Origin of the sequence: Nocardioides soli (genome assembly GCF_014191495.1) — a bacterium.
Taxonomy (GTDB): domain Bacteria; phylum Actinomycetota; class Actinomycetes; order Propionibacteriales; family Nocardioidaceae; genus Nocardioides; species Nocardioides soli.
Genome location: NZ_JACHWR010000001.1, coordinates 1,974,712 through 1,993,624, shown reverse-complemented (window position 1 = coordinate 1,993,624; position 18,913 = coordinate 1,974,712). Strand labels below are relative to the sequence as shown.

Annotated in this window: 13 protein-coding genes; 5 read left to right on the top strand and 8 right to left on the bottom strand. The window is 72.7% G+C overall.

Annotated elements, in window-relative coordinates; genetic code table 11:
• Nucleotides 1-2 precede the first annotated feature (2 nt).
• Nucleotides 3-1,046 (bottom strand): sulfotransferase family protein, encoded by a 1,044-nt coding sequence (locus FHU40_RS09860; protein ID WP_183592011.1) that lies wholly within the window; start codon nucleotides 1,044-1,046, stop codon nucleotides 3-5.
• Nucleotides 1,047-1,196: 150 nt separating this feature from the next.
• Between FHU40_RS09860 and FHU40_RS09855 the strand changes: the two genes are divergently transcribed.
• Complete coding sequence (locus tag FHU40_RS09855) at nucleotides 1,197-2,381, top strand: glycoside hydrolase family 16 protein (protein WP_183592010.1); 1,185 nt, start codon at nucleotides 1,197-1,199, stop codon at nucleotides 2,379-2,381.
• The gene (locus FHU40_RS29435) at nucleotides 2,378-3,532 is read left to right on the top strand and encodes a family 16 glycosylhydrolase (protein ID WP_183592009.1); all 1,155 of its coding nucleotides are present in this window, start codon (nucleotides 2,378-2,380) and stop codon (nucleotides 3,530-3,532) included. Before FHU40_RS09855 ends, FHU40_RS29435 begins: the two co-directional genes overlap by 4 nt.
• A 39-nt stretch (nucleotides 3,533-3,571) precedes the next feature.
• Here the strand turns inward: FHU40_RS29435 and FHU40_RS09845 are convergent, their stop codons facing one another.
• The 3 genes from FHU40_RS09845 to FHU40_RS09835 form a co-directional block, all read right to left on the bottom strand.
• Nucleotides 3,572-5,335 (bottom strand): hypothetical protein, encoded by a 1,764-nt coding sequence (locus tag FHU40_RS09845; RefSeq protein WP_183592008.1) that lies wholly within the window; start codon nucleotides 5,333-5,335, stop codon nucleotides 3,572-3,574.
• Nucleotides 5,336-5,565: 230 nt separating this feature from the next.
• Nucleotides 5,566-7,020 carry a glycosyltransferase gene (locus tag FHU40_RS09840; protein ID WP_183592007.1) on the bottom strand — a complete coding sequence of 485 codons (1,455 nt, stop codon included), beginning with the start codon at nucleotides 7,018-7,020 and terminating at the stop codon, nucleotides 5,566-5,568.
• Complete coding sequence (locus FHU40_RS09835) at nucleotides 7,017-8,855, bottom strand: glycosyltransferase family 2 protein (RefSeq protein ID WP_183592006.1); 1,839 nt, start codon at nucleotides 8,853-8,855, stop codon at nucleotides 7,017-7,019. Before FHU40_RS09835 ends, FHU40_RS09840 begins: the two co-directional genes overlap by 4 nt.
• Nucleotides 8,856-9,053: 198 nt before the next feature.
• On the opposite strand from FHU40_RS09835, the gene FHU40_RS09830 reads away from it, so the two are divergent.
• Nucleotides 9,054-11,192 carry a glycosyltransferase gene (locus FHU40_RS09830; RefSeq protein ID WP_183592005.1) on the top strand — a complete coding sequence of 713 codons (2,139 nt, stop codon included), beginning with the start codon at nucleotides 9,054-9,056 and terminating at the stop codon, nucleotides 11,190-11,192.
• Here the strand turns inward: FHU40_RS09830 and FHU40_RS09825 are convergent.
• Nucleotides 11,181-12,098, bottom strand: a complete 918-nt coding sequence (locus tag FHU40_RS09825) for a glycosyltransferase family 2 protein (protein ID WP_183592004.1) — start codon at nucleotides 12,096-12,098, stop codon at nucleotides 11,181-11,183. The genes FHU40_RS09830 and FHU40_RS09825 overlap by 12 nt on opposite strands.
• Nucleotides 12,077-13,057 carry a sulfotransferase family protein gene (locus tag FHU40_RS09820; RefSeq protein ID WP_183592003.1) on the bottom strand — a complete coding sequence of 327 codons (981 nt, stop codon included), beginning with the start codon at nucleotides 13,055-13,057 and terminating at the stop codon, nucleotides 12,077-12,079. The genes FHU40_RS09825 and FHU40_RS09820 overlap by 22 nt, the downstream gene beginning before the upstream one ends.
• Before the next feature lie 274 nt (nucleotides 13,058-13,331).
• On the opposite strand from FHU40_RS09820, the gene FHU40_RS09815 reads away from it, so the two are divergent.
• Nucleotides 13,332-14,792 (top strand): APC family permease, encoded by a 1,461-nt coding sequence (locus FHU40_RS09815; protein ID WP_183592002.1) that lies wholly within the window; start codon nucleotides 13,332-13,334, stop codon nucleotides 14,790-14,792.
• A 29-nt stretch (nucleotides 14,793-14,821) separates the two neighbouring features.
• Nucleotides 14,822-15,478, top strand: coding sequence for a DUF1989 domain-containing protein (locus FHU40_RS09810; RefSeq protein ID WP_183592001.1), 657 nt, complete (start codon nucleotides 14,822-14,824; stop codon nucleotides 15,476-15,478).
• Here FHU40_RS09810 and FHU40_RS09805 read toward each other — a convergent pair.
• Together FHU40_RS09805 and FHU40_RS09800 are read right to left on the bottom strand one after the other, a co-directional pair.
• Nucleotides 15,447-16,382 carry a LysR substrate-binding domain-containing protein gene (locus FHU40_RS09805; RefSeq protein WP_183592000.1) on the bottom strand — a complete coding sequence of 312 codons (936 nt, stop codon included), beginning with the start codon at nucleotides 16,380-16,382 and terminating at the stop codon, nucleotides 15,447-15,449. The two genes, FHU40_RS09810 and FHU40_RS09805, sit on opposite strands and share 32 nt — an antisense overlap.
• 318 nt (nucleotides 16,383-16,700) lie before the next feature.
• Nucleotides 16,701-18,722 (bottom strand): InlB B-repeat-containing protein, encoded by a 2,022-nt coding sequence (locus FHU40_RS09800; protein WP_183591999.1) that lies wholly within the window; start codon nucleotides 18,720-18,722, stop codon nucleotides 16,701-16,703.
• Between the last annotated feature and the right edge of the window lie 191 nt (nucleotides 18,723-18,913).

Sequence of the window (18,913 nt, the reverse complement as noted above, 5' to 3'; positions counted from 1 at the left end):
GGTCAGTTCCCTCGTCGCAGGAGGTTGCGCTGGCGTCGGGTCAGCGGCTCCGCGGTCGCAGCGGACTCGGACCTCGCCTCGAGCGCCTCGGCGACGGCCTGCTCGATGGTCCGGGCGTGTCGCTTGCGCAGCTTGCGGCCCACCGCTTGCGTGGTGGAGTCGGCGATCGCCTCCGCCTGCTCGTAGAGGTCGAGGTAGTCGGCCCGCAGCTCGTCGGACGCGGCGTGCGCCTCGGCGTCGTCCTTGCCGTCGGCGAGCCGCTCGGCAAGCTCCTGGGTGCCGTCCATCAGCACCTTGAGGCGGCCCCGGATCGGCACCTCCAGGTCCGCCGAGCGCACCCGGTAGAGCGACGGGTCGATCAGGTCGTAGACCCCGCGCAGGTCCTTCGCGGAGGCCGAGAGCACGGCGTCGAGGGCGAAGTCCTCACCGAGCCGGTGCACGGGGACGGTCCAGTCGGAGAGCAGGTCGTGGTAGCGCACGAATGCCCGGGCCTTGCCGCGCGTCGCGCGCTCGGTGTGCAGCACCAGGTTGACCCAGGAGGCGGCCCGGCTCTCGAGGCTGACCCGCGAGGAGTAGTGGTGGTGCTTGCTGCCGATCACCTCGGCCGGCGGCCGCAGCATGCTGATGAAGACCGGAGTGACGCCGAGGTGCAGCGCAGCGCTCTCCCACAGGCCCAGGAACCACACCAGCCGCGGGTCCTTGAGGACGACCTCGTCGGCCTCCTCGAACTGGCGCTCGAGCCACATGCTCGCCTGGCGCCGGAAGCGCTCGTGCGTGCTCTGCTTGCTCGTGGAGAACCAGGCCCGCGGACGGGCGTCGGAGACCGTGACGTTGGCCCGCTGGAGCAGCCGGTCGTGGAAGTCCACCAGCCACTGGGACTCGCCGAACCCCTTGGGGTTCGTCTCGTCGGCCGGCACCTCGGGCTGCGGTACCCGCATGCCTAGCTGTTGGAGCGTGCAGGCCATCACACTGGTGCCGCTGCGACCCGATCCGACGATCATGACGACCCGCCGGCCCGACGTCGCCGGGCGTGCGATCTCCGTCATGAACTCTCCCTCTGGTCGTCCCCGGCGCGGCACACCGACGTGCGCCGCCAGTTGGGGTCACGCCCTTGAATGTACCTATCATGGCGCTGCCCCTGCCGAGATCTACTCACCGCCCGTCGGGTGCAGAGCTCGACTGACCGATTGGACCTCATGACTTCCTTCCGTACTTTCGCCGCTGCGCTGGCGCTCACCGTCGGAGCCGGCCTCGCCGTCGCCGCCGTCGAGGCACCCGCCGGTGCCGCGCCCGACAGTGTCAAGCACGTCCAGAAGAAGAAGGCCAACGCGCAGCGGGTCAAGATCGACCTGCTGCCACCTATCTCCGGCGCGGGCAAGCGTGCCGGCAGCGCCGACCAGGCCAAGGTCGTCGTCACGGGAACGTTCCGGCCGAAGAAGGCGGGACGCACGGTCATCCTCGACCGCAAGGCCGGCAAGAAGTGGGTCAAGGCAGGCACCGCCCGTCAGGACCAGAAGGGCGCCGTGCTGTTCAACGCGCCGTACCTCGTCAAGGGCAAGGCCGTCACCTACCGGCTGCGGTCGACCGGCTCGGGCATGAAGACCACGCTCAGCAAGTCGGTCTCGACGCTGAAGTGGACCTACAAGGAGAAGTTCTCCGAGGAGTTCTCCGGCAGCACCATCGACCCCACGCCGTGGTCTTTCCGTGAGCAGGACTACGGCCACGCCGCACTGCGCAAGTGCTCGCGCACGGACGCCGCCAACACGTCGGTGTCGAAGGGCGTCGCGCGGCTGATGGTCGCCAAGGACACCACGAAGAACGGCCGGTGCAGCTACCAGGGCAAGAGCTACGCGTGGCGTACCAACGCGATGATCGGCACCCAGGGTGCGTTCGCCTTCAAGTACGGCTACGCCGCCGCGCGGGTGAAGCTCAACAGCCTGCGCGGCCAGCACTTCGGCTTCTGGCTGCAGCCGAACTCCCGCAACGCCGAGCACGGCAACGCCAAGAAGACCGGCGCCGAGATCGACGTCATCGAGTGGTTCGGTGAGGGGCACCCCTCCGGTGGTCTCTCGAGCTACATCCACTACGTGCCCAAGCCGGGCAAGGGGGTCAAGGTCGGCTCCTGGATCAAGCAGCCGCAGCAGTACGGCAACAAGTGGTCGAAGAAGTACCACGTGTTCTCCGTGAAGTGGACCCCCAAGTCCTACACGTTCTACATCGACGGCCAGGTCACCAGCGTCATCAACAAGGGCGTCTCCGGTCGCGAGCAGTTCCTGCTGCTCAGCCAGCTGAGCTCGGACTACCAGCTCAAGTACCTGAAGAGCGAGAGCAAGCTGCCCCAGGGCTCGTCCGTCGACTGGGTGCGGGTCTGGGACCTGTGACGCGCCCCGTTCGCGCGACGCGGGCACGTCGACCGGTCGCCGCGACCCTCGTGGTCGCGGCGACCGCCGCGTTGGCCCTGGCGGCGTGCTCCTCCGACGACAAGAAGGACGAAGGCGGTGGTGACGGCGCTGCGGTGCAGGCCCGCCTGCTCCCCCCGCTGAGCGACTCCGGGAAGAAGGCCCGGCCGGCCGACCGGGCCGACGTCGTCGTCGAGGGCGTCGTCGAGCCTGCGGCCGAGGGCGAGAAGGTCACGCTCCAGGTGCGCGACGGCGGTGACTGGAGCGACCTCGACACGGCCAAGCAGGATGACGACGGCGCGGTGACCTTCTCCGCGCCGTACCTCGTCGACGGCGAGCCGCAGAGCTACCGACTCGTCACCGGGGACGAGCACAGCGACAAGCTCGACACGGCGATGTGGGACGACCGGCTCGACTTCAGCGACGAGTTCGAGGGCGACCAGCTCCAGCCCGTCTGGAACCAGCGTCTCCAGGGGTACGACACCGTTGAGGCGCGGTCCTGCTCGAAGTCGGACCCGAGCATGGTGGAGGTGCGCGACGGCGTCGTCGAGCTGTCGGTCGCGTTGGACCCCGAGCGCGACGACACGTGTACCTACCAGGGGGACGAGTACGCCTTCCGGCTGAACTCCAACATCGGCACCCAGGGCAGCTATGGGTTCCAGTACGGCTTCGCCGCCGCACGGATGAAGTTCCACGAGAAGCGCGGGCAGCACTCCGCCTTCTGGATGCAGCCGAGCGCGGGCGCCGCGACGGGCGACGCCGCCGAGACCGGCGCCGAGATCGACGTCATCGAGTGGTTCGGACACCCGCACCACTCGGGGCTGGCCAGCTACGTCCACTACATCGACGGCGGCGAGCGGGTCAAGAGCGGCAACTGGATCAAGGATCCGGAGCGGTTCGGCGACAACTGGTGGAAGCGCTACCACGTGTTCTCCGTCGAGTGGACGCCCGACGGGTACACCTTCCGGATCGACGGACAGGTGACCACGACCCTGGACGAAGGGGTCTCCGGCGTGGACCAGTTCCTGATCCTGAGCAACCTCAGCTCCAACTACGAGTTCGAGCACCTGCCGTCCGCGTCGGACCTGCCGCAGACGACCGACGTCGACTGGGTCCGGGTCTGGACCGACTGAGGTCCTCGTCCTCGTCCTCGACCGGTCGGCTGCGCTCGGTCAGCGGGCGTAGATCCCGTCGATGCGGACCGGCTCGCCGGAGGAGACCACGGTGATGGCGAGCTTGCCGTGCCGTGGTCTCCTGAACCCGCCCAGGGCGATCACGCGGGGCCGGCCCGGGCGGCCCGCGATCAGCCGGCGGGTGCCTAGGCGGCGGCCGTCGAAGGTGACCCGCACGGTGCCCGCGTCGGCCGACGGCCGGACCAGCAGCGCGAAGCGGCTGCCCCGGATCCGAGGACTGACCAGCGTCGCGCCGCGGCTTCGGGTCGTGCTCGTGCTGCCGGCGCGGGTCCAGCCGGCGCTGCGGGAGAGGGCCCGGTCGTCCAGCGGTGTGGACACGCACGTCTCCTCTCCCCACGGCCCGGTCGTCGGTCCGGCGTGGGCGCGGGCGCTCAGGCAGTAGGTGCGCCCGGACTTCGCGTGCAGGATCTTCGTGCCGGCCCGGACACCGCTGGCCAGCCGGCGCGGGCCGGTGGTCCGGCCGTCGATCGACCGCACCCGAGCACGGACGTCGTGGTTCCCGGCTCGCAGCCAGGTCGTCCGCCACCCGGCCCGGAACGAGGTCGACGTCGCCCAGTTGCCTGGCGGTGTGGCGCGGATCCGGGTGAGCGCCACGGGGGTGACCAGATCGGCCGTGTGGAGGTAGGGCCAGCCCGGGTTCTCCGAGCTTGCGGCGGCCACGGTGACGGTGTCGGCGCCATCCACCGCCGCGACGACGTAGCCGTACATGACGCCGCCACGGTCGACGGGAGGAGGCGGCCGACCTGTCGCCGTCCACCCGGTGCCGACGGGACGCTGGGCGTAGCGGGTGCTGTAGTCGTCGTCGTCCTTGACCCAGAACAGGCTCGCATTGCCCCGTGAGTCGACGACGAGGCGGGCCGACCTCGCCAACCGCCCGAGCGTCTTCGGTGAGGACCATCGGCCGTCGACCCGGCCGTGTCGCGCCCGGACCTCGCCTTCGGGGGTCAGCCACGCGACGGTCACCACTCCGGCGGCCTCGTATGCAGCCGACCAGTGAGGCTTCGCGGGGAACGCCGGATGCGTCTCCCAGGACCCGTCGGGGCCTTCGGTGGCGATCACCCGACCGCCGGCGCTCGTGGTCAGCGCCACGGCGTGAGGTCCGATCCAGGCCGGATCGGACAGACCGGAGCTCGACCGCAGGACCACCATGTCCCGTGTCCAGGTGCCGTCTGCCCGTCGCTCCGTCGCGACCAGTGCGCTGCCCTGCCCGGTGGACCCCTGCACCCAGACCGCGCGCAGCGTGCCGGCGACCCCGGCCCGGAGACTTGCGGGGCCGGCCGTCGCCTTGGTCGTCGCTTCCCACCCGGTCGAGGTCCGCGACATGGTGTCGAGCTGGTAGCCGTCCGTCGCGGGTGCGGATCGCCAGAGCACCGGTGTCGAGGTGTCCGTGACCAAGAGCCGGAAGTCGCTCACCGAGGGTCCGCTGGCGACGGTCTCGCGGGTGGCCCATTGGCCACCGGCGGGTCGACTGGCCACCATCAGGGTCGCGGGCGTGGACCACCCCTGGTCGATCCAGGCCGCCCATCCGTTGCTCGCCGCGTCGAATGCGACCTGTAGACCGTTCGAGCCGACGTTCTGTCCGTTGAGCCATCGACCCTCCGGTTCGCGTCCCCAGACCTTGATGAACTCTCCAGGTGGGCAGTGCTCCGCGTCGCAACCGTTCGGCTTCGGCTGCCAGGTGGTGGCGACGGCGTACCCATCGGGCGCGATCGCCAGCCCGAACGGCTCGTCGTCATTGGACAACAGTTGCGGGTTCGTCCACTCGGTCGAAGGTGGGGGAGTGGCCACGGAGGGAGACGTGCTCATCGCCAGCGCTCCGGCGACGAGAGCTACGACGGAGACCGTCCGTGAGAATCGCAACCGGTGCCTCCCGAGCGCGGTGATGGTCGAACGACCGTAGCAGCGGTGCGTGTCGTCGGTGGTGGATCCGCGTCGACCCGCAGGGCGGGTCAGTCCCGGCGGCCGTCACCGGCCTACTCGGCCTTCGTGACACCCCAGGCGACCAGGCCGCGGACCTGCTTGACCGGCGGTGCGTCGGCGGCGGCGACGAAGCCGGCGTCGGCGGCCGGCATCCGCGTGGTCGGGTAGCTGGCTGCGAGCGCCTCGTCGTACTCCTCCGGGCCGGCGCCGGTGCGCAGGGCCCGGGCGTGCGCCGCCGTGCGCAGCGCCCGCGCGGTGCCGCCGTGCGGCAGGTCGACGTCGACGCACCCGAGGTGCTCCAGCTCCATGCGCCGCAGCAGCTGCGCCAGGGCCTTGCCGACGGGGTACGCCGTGGCATCCGGGAGCGAGATGCGGAAGGTCGCGTCGGACCGCTGCGCGGGCTCGGCCACCAGGCGCACGCGCGGCTCGTGCTCGTACGTCGCCCGCACCAGGCGCTGCTCGAGCCGCGGGTCGTCCAGCACCGGTCCTCGGGTCTCCGGGTCGTCCCACGAGCCCACCAGGGTGACCACGACGTCCGGCAGCGTCGACGCGAGCTGTGCGTCGACGACCGCGCAGACCTCCTCCGCGGTGGCACCGTCTGCCGGCAGCACGACCTCGGCGTACGGCACGGCGTAGGAGCGCGGCACCGCCCGGCGGTGTCCACGGAACTCCGGGACCAGCTGGGCGAAGTGGGGATGGTTGAAGCGGTTGACCTGCGCGGTCCGGCTCATCACGCTCGACTCGCCCAGGTGGACCGATGCGGCGGCCCGGTCCGGCACGAAGACTGCGCCGGCCTCCCGCAGGCGGTAGCCGAACACGATGTCCTCGCCGAGGTCGAGCTCGGGAGGCAGGCCGGCGGAGCTGGAGGCCAGCGCTCGGGTGACCGACGTCGAGGCGCCCACGTGCAGCCGCATGGCCCGTGGGCCGGCGCTCGCGAGGTCGTCGGTCTCGGCGAGGATCCGCTCGGTCCACTCCTGCGGCACCTGGTCACCGGTCACCAGCGCGCGCACGTCGGCGCCACCGGCGACGTGGTCGCGCAGGGCCGCCGGGGTCACGTGGTCGAGCGCGTCCTCGGCGACGAAGGTCCGGAAGCCGAGCACCGCGGCGTAGTCGATCAGGTGGTGCCAGCGCAGGTGCGCCTCGACCTCGCGGTGGTCGGGCACCATGTCGCTGTCGAGGAAGTGGAGGACGTCGCCGTCGCTGCGCTCGATGCCGGTGCGGCAGGTGTTGGACTTCGACCACCGATGCTCGGTCGTCAGCAGGCGGGTGTTGGCCGGGCGGACCTCCGGCAGCTCGACGGGCGGGTCGGAGTGGTCGTCGACGACGACGACCTCGAGCAGGTGGTCCGGGTAGCTCTGGGCGGCCAGCGCGGCGAGCACGAGCGGCAGCCGGTGCGGCCGGTACGCCGGGATCACCACGGTGACCGACAGCCGCGGCTCCCAATCGCCCAGCCGCGGGGGAGCGAGCGGTCGCCAGTCGTTGGCGCTCAGCCGGGGCTGGCGGCTCACCCCCTCGCCTCCGCGGGCAGCTCCGCGTCGGCGTACTCGAGCAGCGCGCTCGGCCGGAACCCGTCCCACGACTCCTCGAGCCGGTCCTCGGAGAGGTAGTAGTCGAGCCCGGGGTCCCAGGTGTGGCCGGCGGCCGTCCGCCGGAGCATGTACCCGAGTCCGTGGCTGCGGTAGATCGACTGGCCCTGCTGGCGGGCCGCGTCGAGCAGCTGCGCGTCGACGTAGCGGCGCACCCGCCGGAAGCCGCCGGCCTTGGCGAGCGAGTCGCGGTCGGTCATGATCGAGCCGCCGGCGACGAACTGGGCGATCCGCTCGCTGTCGTCGCGGCGCCGCACGGTGCGGTCGATCGGCGCCAGGTAGGCGTACTCGACGGTGGTGCCGACGATCTCGGCGCCGGAGTAGTGCCGTGCGAGCAGCAGGTCGGCGACGAAGTCGGGGCCGTACCAGTCGTCGTCGTCCATCTTCAGCACCAGGTCGCCGGAGGCCGCGGCGACGGCACCGTTGAGCACGTCGCCGAAGAACGTCGGCTCGTCGAAGCCGCGCAGCGCGAACCGGTCGCCGACGTGCGCGCGCACCAGGGCCGGGTCGGCCTCGAAGCCGTGGGCGGCCACGACGACCTCGACCTCCGCGCCGCGCTGCTTGGCCACCTGGCGCAGCGCGTGCTCGAGCATGTGCTCGCGCTTGGTCGCCAGCACCACGCTGACGCTCGGAAAGGGTTGGTATGGCAGCCCGGCCGCGGCGGCGAGCCGGCCCCGCCAGGCGATCGTGGAGTGCTCGAGCAGGCCCGCTCGCCGCAGGCGCACGCTGTGCTCGTCGCGGGGCAGCGAGGCCGCGAGGTCCGGCCCGGCCAGCAGCAGGTCGGCGATGCGGTCGCCGAGCGCGGCCCGGGCGCCGGCCGGCACGTCGTCGGCGACCAGCGGCACGCCCGCGGCGGCCAGACCCGCGACCGTGTGCGCGAGGCGCTCCGGGGCGGCCTGCGGCCAGCACACCCGGACGCCGCGATGCCCGCGCAGCAGCCGCACCGCGGTCGGGGTGGCGCCGCCGTCGGCGCGCAGCTCGTGGTCGAGCCCGTCGCCGCGCAGGGTCAGGACCTCGGCGGAGGCCGACGCCAGCGTGGCGATGCCGTGCTCGGGGTCCTTGAGGTAGCCGGCGGGGTTGAGCACCGCCTCGTCGACCGGTGCGCCCAGCAGCAGCGGGTCGGTCGTCGTCGCCGGCGATCGGTCGATCACGTGGTGGGCGGGCAGCGCGCCGGTGTCGCCGAGCACCACGCCGAGCACCACGTCGGGCGGGATCGTGCGGTCGGGGTCGGCCGCCTCGGCCGCCCGGCCCAGCACCTGCAGGCTCGGGTCGGCGGGCGGTGCCACCGCGGGGTCGGGCCCGGTGGTGGCGGCCACCAGCCCGGCGTACGCCGCGCGCCCCGGCGCCGCGACCCGCCCCAGCTCGCGGAGCACCAGCTCGGCGCGCACGCCGCTCTCGAAGCGGGCCACGGTCAGCGCCGCTCCGCTGGCGACCCGGCGGGCGTTCAGCGCGGTCAGCGCCGGCCACTCGGGGCGGGGCACCAGCGCGACCGGCTGCTCCGCCTCGGCCAGCCAGCAGGCGACCACCCGGGTGCGGCCGAGACCGGGCAGCACCGAGGACCAGCGGCGCAGCGACAGCACGTCGCTGCAGGCGAGCACGACCAGTCCCCACCGGTGGGGCAGGTCCGGCAGGTCGTGCCCGGTCGTGGACAGCGACACGCCCGCCGGCAGGCCCTGGAGCCGCACCTCGGGGTCGTGGAGCACCACGACGGGCTCGGAGGCGCCGTCGATGAGCTTCGTGAGTGCCGGGTCAGCCATCGTCCGGATCCTAGGACACGGCTGTGGTCGGGGTGGTCCCGGCGCTCTGCGGGAACACCCGGTGGGCCGGGTATTCCCGCATTTCGCGGCCGATGCAACACCCGAGAACCCCAGGGAGCGCCCGAGAAGTCCTACCGAGGGCGACCACCGGCGGCGCGCTCGACTGCCGTGCGCGGACCGCAGCGTAGGGTCTGCGCCGTGACGGGGACGGAGGCGGAGCCGGTCCAGCGGCGCGCGGCGCGGTTGGTGCGCTCGGGGTTGCTCGACGTCGAGTTCTACGGCGCCCTCGTCGGCGGGTCCTTCGACACCGACGACGACGCGGCGCTGCACGCCGTCACCGAGGGGATGCCCCAGCGCCTGAGCTTCAACCCGTTCGTGGACTTCGCGCGGCTGCCGCAGCCGGTGCGCCGGGCGTTCCGCGCCGGCAAGGTCGGTGTGGTCCTCAAGCACCTCGAGGCCGAGGGGCTGCCGGCGTACGACGAGCGCACCCGCGCCACGCTGCTCGAGGTCGCCCGGGGCCTGGGCGCCCGCGGCCGCACGTCGCTGCCCGACCCCCTGGTCGACTGGGACGCCGAGCTCGCCCGGCTGGCCGAGCGCGTCCCGGGACGCACCTCGGTGGTGATCCCGACGTACGACGACTGGTTCATGACCGTGCGCGCCGCGACCGCCGTGCTCGTCGAGAGCGGTGCCGCGGACGTCGAGGTCGTCGTCGTCGACAACGGGTCGCCGCCGCACGTCGCGCTCGCACTGGCCGGCGCACTGGCCAGCGCGTTCGTCGGCGACGACGCGATCCGGGTGGTCCACCTGCCGCAGAACACGAACTTCGCCGGCGGCTCCAACGTCGGCTTCGCCCGCTCGACCGGCGACCGCGTGGTGTTCCTCAACAACGACACCCGCGTGCGGCACGGCTGGCTGCCGCCGCTGCTGGCGCCGCTCGACGACCCGCAGGTCGCCGGATCCCAGTCGCTGCTGGTCTTCCCCGACGACACCATCCAGGCCGCGGGCACGGTGTTCCCGGCCGAGGGCCTGCTGCCGAGCCACCTGCTCGTCGGTCATCCGCGGCAGGACGCCGACGCCGTCGAGGGGCGTCGGTTCTCCGTCGCGACGGCGGCGGCGCTGGCGATGCGGGCCGAGGACGTCGTGGCCCTGCGCGGCTTCGACCCCGCCTACCGCAACGGCTTCGAGGATGTCGACCTCTGCCTGCGCGCCCTGGAGCTGCGCCCGGGTGGCTTCCGGGTCGCCACCGGCTCGGTCGTCACCCACTACGAGAGCCAGTCGCCGGGCCGGTTCGCCAAGGCGATGGACAACCGCCGGCTGTTCGTCGAGCGCTGGCGCGACCGGCTGCCCGCGCCCGAGCCCGAGGTGTACGCCGAGCTCGGCTGGCGGCTCGCGCTCCCGGTGGCCGACGACGGCCAGCCGGTGCCGGTGGCCCGGCCGGTGGTCACCGGACGGCTGCGGCGCGACCCGGACCGGCTGCGCTGGGGGCTGCGCATCCCGTCGACCGGCGGCCACTGGGGCGACGTGTGGGGCGACACGCACTTCGCGGAGGAGCTCGCTCGCGCGCTGCGCCGCCTCGGCCAGGACGCCGTGGTGCACCGACGCGACGCGCACGACGCGGCCAGCACGGCGTACGACGACGTGAGCCTGGTGCTGCGCGGCACCTACCCCGGTCGACCGGCTCCGGAGCAGACCTCCGTGCTGTGGGTGATCAGCCACCCCGACGAGATCGCCGACGAGGAGCTGACCGGCTTCGACCTGGTCTGCGCCGCCTCGACGACCTGGGCGCAGGAGCGGTCGCGTGCGCTGGGCCGGCCGGTGCGGCCGCTGCTCCAGGCGACCGGCCTGCCGTCGGTCGACGGTGGCGGCGACCGGTCGCCAACCGCGGTCTTCGTCGGCAACGCCGAGGACCGGACCCGGCCGATGGTGCACTGGGCGGTGGAGGCCGGCGTGCCGGTCGCGGTCTACGGCCGCGGCTGGGACGACCTGCCCGCCGACGCGTGGCGGGCCGCGCAGTTGCCCAACGACCGACTGGGGGAGGTCTACCGCGCGCACGCCGTCGTGATCGCCGACCACTGGCCCGACATGGCCCGGCACGGCTTCGTCGCCAACCGGGTCTTCGACGCCGTCGCCAGCGGCGCCCACGTGCTGTGCGACGAGGTGTCCGGCGTGGCCGAGATGTTCCCGGGGCGCGTGCGCGTGTGCCGCGGTCCCGCCGACCTGCGCGCGGGGTACGACGCCGCTCTCGCCGCTCCGGCGCTGCCGGTCGCCGAGGCGGGCCTCTCCTTCGACGACCGGGCGCGCGAGCTGCTGCAGGCCGTGCGGGGGCTACGAGGCTGAGGCGTCCAGCGGCCGCCGCGCCTGCGGCAGCCAGGTCTGCACGACGTGCTCGATGACGTGGACGCCCTCGGGTGCCTCGATGCGATGCAGCCCGGGGATCTGTCGCCAGTCGCCGGAGCGCACCGCGTCGAACGTCATGTACTCCCGGCGCTTGCGCTGGGTGCGTGCGCTGGTGAGGAAGGCGTCCGGGTCGGTCCAGTGGCCGAACTCGTCGTCGTCGAGGTGCTTGAGCTCCACGCACGAGCCCTCGGGCAGGTTGTGGTGCGGCGTGCCCTCCGGGTACAGCAGGAACTCCCACTCGAACGCCTTGGCGTAGGAGAAGCCCGGCAGCACGGGGTGCCCGAAGTGCTCGCGGTTGCGCATCGCCAGGTCGAGGTAGGCGACCCGGTCGCTCTCGACGTACAGCGGGTGGCGGGGGAGCCGCAGGTTGATCCGGCGGTGCTGCACCTGCCAGCCGAACGCCGACAGCGCCCGCTCGCCGTCGCGGGTGAGCGCCATGTCGCCGTCCCACTTCACGACGTACGACGTGGTGGCCAGCGACTCGGCCCAGTTGTTGTAGTGGACCAGGCTGTGCGCCGACTCCGGCGGCGTGTCGAGGTGCTCGGGGCCGCAACGGCTGAGCCGGTAGGGGTACTCGACGACCCGCAGCCGGTCGGACAGCCCGTGGCGGGAGGCGATCTCGACGGCGATGGCCGGCGTCTCGTCGGTCGAGCGGTTGTCGACCAGCAGCACCTCGTCGGTGGCGCGCAGCAGTTGGGGCAGCGACCACGGCAGTGAGTGCGCCTCGTTGCGGACGCGGAGCACCGCCGTGACGCCCGGGGTCGGCACGCCGGTGCGCCGGGCCGGCTGGTGGCCCGGGAGCTCGGCCTGGAAGGGGACGGCGCTCAGGCCGGACGTCGACGCCACGGCAGGCCCCCCTTCCGGGTGGGGAGCAGGTGGGGCCGGCCGCCCGGCTCGCGATCGCGGGTGAGCTCGCGGCGCTCCTTCTCGAAGCGGTCCTTGGCCCGGCGCAGGCGGCGCTCGGCTGCGCGCACCGACGAGTCGGCGATCTCGGCGGCCTGCTCGTAGAGGTCGATGAAGGCGAGCCGGAGGTCGTCGAGCTCGCGGTGGAGCAGCTCGTCGTCCTTGCCCTCGACCAGTCGATCGAGGGCGGCGCTGGTGGCGTGGATCAGCTCCTGCACCGGCTCGGGCAGCAGCAGCTCGCCGCTGGGCCCGGGGCGGGGCGTCCTGTCGACGAAGTCGTGCACGGCGCGCAGGTTGCGAGCGTTGGCCTCGACGACCGACCGCAGCCCCCATTGCTCGCCGAGGGCGTAGATCGGGACCGTCCAGTCCTCGAGGAGGTCGGCCTGCCGGACGGCCACCCGGCGGCCGCTCCGGGTCGCCCGCTCGGTGTGCAGCACGAGGTTGAGCCACGAGATCGCCTGGCCCAGGGGGCTCCGGTCGTCGCGCCCGTGGGAGATCACCTGCCAGGGCGGGGCGACCATCAGCAGGTACGCGATGTCGACGTCGAGACGAGCGCCGGCTCCGGACCACAGGTCGAGGAACCAGGGCAGGCCGGCGTCCTCGATCACCAGTTCGTCGACGTCGCCGGTCAGCAGGCCGTCGAGCCATCGCTCCACGCGCTCACGGTGCTGGTCCTGGGTGCTCATCCGCCCGGCGTCGAACCACGCCTCCGGGCGCGCGTCGTCGGTGGCGACGTTGGCCCGGGCGAGCAGCCGCTCGTGGAGGTCGGAGACCCAGCGTGCGGAGTCGGGCTCGAGCGTCGGCGCGTGCATGCCGAGGATCCGGAGGACGCCGGCCGCCGCGGCCGGGCCGGTCGGCTCCGCGCCGAGCACGAGGACGGCGTTGCGCCGCGCCTGCGCCATGGTCTCCCCCGAGAGCTGTCGAGCTAGGCGGACCACCGGCTGGCCCCCGTCGAGCGGTGGCGGTCGGTGCGCCCGGTGTCCGGTGCTGTTGTGGACATGTGCCTGCATGATACAGAGGACGTACGGAGGGTGCCCATCGGTTGCATCCTTCTCCCGACTCTGGGGTACGCCGCGGTCGTGGCGCCCGCCGGCGGCCACGTCGAGTAGCGCCGCTGATCGGTCGATCAGTGACTCGCGATGGCCACGGCCGTGGATCGCCGCCAGGGTGTCCTGCATGAATGACACCCCCGAGGCGAGGGGCTCGCTGAGACCGAACTCGCTGAGCCTGGCAGCCATCGTGTTTCTCATCATCGCCACCGTCGCCCCGATGTCGGGCACGATGGGCGCCCTGCCGCTGGCCTTCGGCCTCGGCACGGGCGCCGGCACGGCCGCGGCGTTCGCGATCATCGCCGTCGTGCTCGTGCTGTTCACGGTGGGCTACATGGCGATGAGCCGTCACATGTCCAGCGCGGGTGGCTTCTACGTCTACATCGGCAAGGGCCTCGGCGAGCGGGCCGGGCGGGGCGCCGGATACCTGGCGCTGTTCGCCTACAACGTCTTCCAGGTCGCGATCTGGGGCACCTTCGGGTTCTTCTGCAACATCTTCACCGCGGACAACTTCGGGTTCGAGCTGCCGTGGGTGGTCTGGGTGCTCGGCGGGATCCTGGTGATGGGCGTCCTGGGCTACCTGAGCATCGACGTGAGCGCCAAGATCCTGGGCGTCGCCGTGGTTCTCGAGGTCGCGATCATCCTGCTGATGAACGTGTCGATCGTGGTCCAGGGCGGCAGCGCGGGCCTGAACGTCGCCCCGTTCACGGCCGGGGAGTTCCTCGCCCAGAACCCGGCGATCGGACTGATGTTCGCGCTGAACCTGTTCATCGGCTTCGAGGCGACCGCCATCTACTCCGAGGAGGCGCGCGAGCCGCGCAAGACCATCCCGCGCGCGGCGATCCTCGCCGTCGCCATCATCGCGACGTTCTACATGTTCACGTCCTGGTCGCTGGCGATGGCCTGGGGCGTGGACGACGTGGCGACGGTGGCCCTGGAGGATCCCGGCAGCTTCGTCTTCGGTGCGGCCGACCAGTACCTCGGCGGCTGGAGCGTCAACACCATGCTGGTCCTGTTCCTGATCAGCACCTTCGCGACCAACCTGGGCTTCCACAACGCGATCGCCCGCTACCAGTTCTCTCTGGCCCGTGACGGCTGGGCGCCGCGCAGCCTGATGCGGATCCACCCCCAGCACGGGTCCCCGCACGTGTCGAGCCTCGTGCAGACGGTCGTCGCCGCCGTCGTCGTCCTCGCCTTCAGCCTGGCCGGTGCCGACCCCTACGAGCAGATGTTCACCTGGCTGATCGCCCTCGGCGCGGTGGGCCTGATGGCACTCATGGCACTGACGTCGCTGTCGGTGATCGTCTACTTCCGCCGTACCGGACTCGAGCGCAACCCGTGGGTCACGCTGGTCTGCCCGGCCCTGGCGTTCCTCGCGCTGGCCGCCGAGGTGGTGCTGATGATCCGCAACTGGGACCTGCAGACGATGGACGCGGGCGGCCTCGTCCCGTGGCTGCCGGCCCTGCTGCTCGTGGCGGCGTTGATCGGTGTCCTGTGGAAGCCGGGGCGGCCGCCCGCCTGGCTCCGGGAGGACGACTCGGCCGGTGCCCCGGCCGAGGTGGTGCACGACACGGGCCGGCCGGCATGAGGTCGGACGGCATGAGGAGGACCGGAGACATGGCAGCGCAGACGTCCGACGCGGAGCGACCGGAGGTCGGGTCGACGACCCGGATCGAGATCGCGCCGAGCTCGGCCGAGGCGGTCGAGCTGGCGCCGGGTGACCTGCTGCGGGTCATCGACGTCGAGGGCAGCCAGGTCGCCGACCTGGTGGCCTACGACGCACATGACCACGCCGTGTCCTTCTCGCAGGGCTTCACCCGCCTCCTGTGGGACCGGGTCGACGTGCGGCTGGGCGACAGCCTGCTGTCGGCCGGCGGCGACGCCCTGCTGACGGTGGTCGAGGACACCGTGGGCGTGCACGACCTGCTGTTCCCGCCGTGCAACACGATGATGTACGAGCGGGTCTTCGGCGTCAGCGGCAAGACCGGTTGCCGCGAGCACCTGACGACCGCGCTCGCGCCGTACGGCATCGGCTTCGCGCAGGTGACCGATCCGTTCAACGTCTTCATGCACACGCGGATCGGCGCCGACCAGCACATGACGATCCTGCCGCCGACCAGCCGGCCGGGCGACCAGCTCACGCTGCGCGCGGAGCGTGAGCTGGTGGTGGCGGTCTCGGCGTGCGCCGGGGACACGAACGACTGCAACGGCGGCCGGCTCACCGGGATCCGGCTCGAGGTCGTCAGGAGCGTGCCGGCCACGCCGGCGGAATGACCGCTCCGGGCACGACGGCGTGGTGCTGGCGCGCCAGGCTGACCGCCAGCTCGACGAAGCTGGTGACGGCAGGGCTCGGGTCGCCGCGCCGTCGGGCCACGGCCACGGTGGAGTAGCTCGCGTCGGACAGCGGCACGAACGCGACGCCGGGGTGGCGGTAGTAGCGCGTCGACGAGCTCGGCACGGTGTCGACGACACCGAGGTGCGCGACCGCCGCCAGGCCCTCCGAGACCGAGCTCATCTGCGCGCGGGTCCGCGGCGGCGTACCCCACAGGTCCCCGCAGGTCCAGAAGTCGCGCCAGCGCCCCGGCGTGCCGGACCGGGCGGTGACGAACGGCTCGTCGGCGAGGTCGCACACGGAGACGGACGGTGCGGCGGCGAGCTCGTGCTGCGCGGGGACGGCGGCGCAGCGTGGCTCGTCGATGAGAGGCGTGCAGTCGAGGGCGTCGTCGTCGAACAGCGGGTGCAGGAGGGCCACGTCGACGGTGCCGCTGGTCAGCGCCTCGGCCTGCGAGGTCATCGAGAGCTCGTGGAACTCCACGGCCACCGACGGCAGCGCCTCGCGGTAGGCGCCCATGATCAGCGGCGTCAGCTCCGCGGCGGCCGCCCCGAAGAGCCCGATCCGTAGCAGCCCCGTGTAGCCGTCGGCGATCGCCTTCAGGTCGGCCTGGAGGTCGTGGAGACCGGTCAGGACCACGGCGGCGCGCTCGACGAACCGCTCGCCGGCGGCGGTCAGCCGGACCCCGGTCGACCCCCGGTCGAACAGCCGCGTGCCCAGGGAGCGCTCCAGCCGAGCGATCTGCTGGCTGAGCGCGGACTGGGTGATGAACGCGCGCTCCGCCGCCCGCCCGAAGTGCAGCTCCTCGGCCACCAGCAAGGCGTAGCGCAACTGCCGGACCTCCACGCCGGGATCGTAGACCACCGACGGGGCCGGGACCGGGGATCCGCCCGCCCGGGTCCGCCGTTCGTGCGGAGGCGACTCGTCGTACCTGACCTAGATGAGTAATTCCAAGGGATCGTGCAAGCGAGCGGCGCTCAGCGCCGCTCCGGCAAGGCGCCGATGCGTCGGCAGACTGGACGTCTTTCAAGCGTCGGCAACGCCGCCGGAGCGGATGATGAGCGTCGCGCAGCGTGCGAGGCCTTGGAATTAGTCATCTAGGTGTCGTGGATCCGCCCGGAAGGCAGCACTCCGGTCAGGTACGACGGGGCTGCCGCACGCCGGTCACCGTCCGGTTCGTGGGGTCGTGAGATGGCGGTCGTGGTGACCGGGTGCGGTGATGGTGATCGTCGCGTGGAGGCGCTTGTCGAGGGCCGCGGGCCCGACGGTGTAGGTGCGTCGAGTGGCGCGAGGGAGGCGGGCTCCGTCGGCGTACCAGACGATGGTGACCTTCGCGCCGGCGAGGAGCTGGTCGCGGTAGTGGGCGAGCCCGGCGAGCCGCACGGTGTTGCCGAGGTCGCGGCTGCCACGGATGGTGATCCGGGCATCGGGGCGGCGGAGGTGGCCCTTGAGCACCCGACGTGGGAGGCGGGTGACGGTGGTGCGGGGCTGGTGACCGGGCGCGGTGGTGGTGATGACCAGCCGGATCCGGTGGAGCCGGTCGGCGGGCCGTGGGGTGTAGCTGGCGCTGGTGGCGGTGGGGATGTCGACCCAGGAGCGGGGCAGGTGCTTCCAGGCCTTGCCGATCTTGCGGGTCGTGCGCTGCCACTGGTAGGTGCTGGTGGCGCCGGGGACGTCAGGTGGTGTGGTGGTGACCCGGACCGCCGTGCCGATCCGGGGGCGCTCGGCGGGGGTCACCTGGGTGTCGATGCCGGGCAGCCGGGGGAGATCCGTGACCGGGCCGGTGGGGTCCGGCGTCCATCGGGCATGGGCCGTGATCGCCACGGGGGTGCCGTCGGTGCTCGAGCCGAGCGGGGTCAGATCGCCGGTGGCGGTGATCGGGGTGCCCGTGCCGGTGGCGGTGCTGCTCCAGCCGACGAAGGTGTGGCCGGGGCGCGTGGGAGCGGCGGGCAGGACGCGGTCGCCGCGGGTAAGCGTGTCGGCGTAGGCGGTGACCGCGTCGGGGGCGGTGCCGGTGGCGCCGTTGAGGTCGAAGGCGATCCGGTAGTGGCGGTCGGACACCTTCGTCTGGATGTTGGTGGTCGGCAGGGTCAGGGTGCCGTGGTTGACCAGGACACCGGTGCCGGTGATCGTGGCCGCGGTGGTGGGGCCGCCGGTGACCCTGCCGGCCACGCCGATCTCGAACAGCGGTGACGCGGTGGTGCTGGTCGCGGGAACGCTCTGGGTGCCCGACGGCAGCCGGAGGACACCACCGGACACGGTCAGCCGGTGGTGGAGGGATGCGCCCTTCCCGGGGCCGACCGGCTCGGCGTCGGTGCCGGGGACCGCGGTCACGGTGCCACCGGTCACGGTCGTGACGCCGCCCGTACCTCGGTTTCCGCCGCCGATGCCGGCGCCGTTCGGGCCGCCGGTGGCGGTGACGGTGGCGGTGTCGTGGGCGGTCGTGAGACCGCCGTCGCCCAGGTCTCCGCCGCCGATGCCGGCGCCGTCCGGACCGCCGGTGGCGGTGATGGTGGCGGTGTCGTTGGCGATGGTGATGCCGGCGTGTCCGTCGTCTCCGCCGCCGATGCCGGCGCCGTTCGGGCCCCCGGTGGCGGTGATGGTCGAGGCGTGGTTGGCGATGGTCGTACCGCCCGATCCGCCGTCGTCTCCGCCGCCGATGCCCGCGCTGTTCTCACCGCCGGCCGCCGTGACGACGGACGTGTCGTTGCTCGTGGTGACTCCCCCGTCAGCCAGGTATCCGCCGCCGATGCCGGCAGCACCCTCGCCGCCGACGGCGGTGACCCGGGCACGCCCGTGGGTGGTGAGGGTGGCACCGGTGTTCTCGATGCCCGCGGTGTGCCAGGCGGCGCCGGCGTCGGCGGTGAGGTGCCCGGCGGTGCCGGTGGTGGAGGTGTCGGTGACGTCGAGGGACTCGCCGGGGTCGACGCGGATGTTGCGGACGGTCAGGTCGTGGCCGGCCAGGTCGATCCGGGCGTCGCAGGCGACGGTCAGGGTCGCGGCCGGATCGGTCAGAGAGGTGGTGAGCGCGACGACGGTGGGGGTGGTCGGATCGCCGCTGCAGCTGCTGAGCAGCGCCGTCAGGTCGCCCAGGTCGTCTCCCGGGGCGGCCGCGGCCGGGGTCTGCAGGCCCGCGCCGAGTGCCAGGCCCGAGGCGACGACCGCCGTGGCCAGGCCGGCGGACACCACCGTGCGGTGCCGGCGGGGAGTTCCTGGGCGTGGCGAGCCGATCATCGTCGAGAGCTCCCTGGTGAGGCGATCGGTGCCCCTCGACGCCCCTGGCGCAGCGCCGGGGCCGCGCGTTGCTCGACGGGATGCCGGCGACGCGGGGACAGCCCGGATCCTAGCGACGAAACGCGTCCGTTACCCGGGATTGG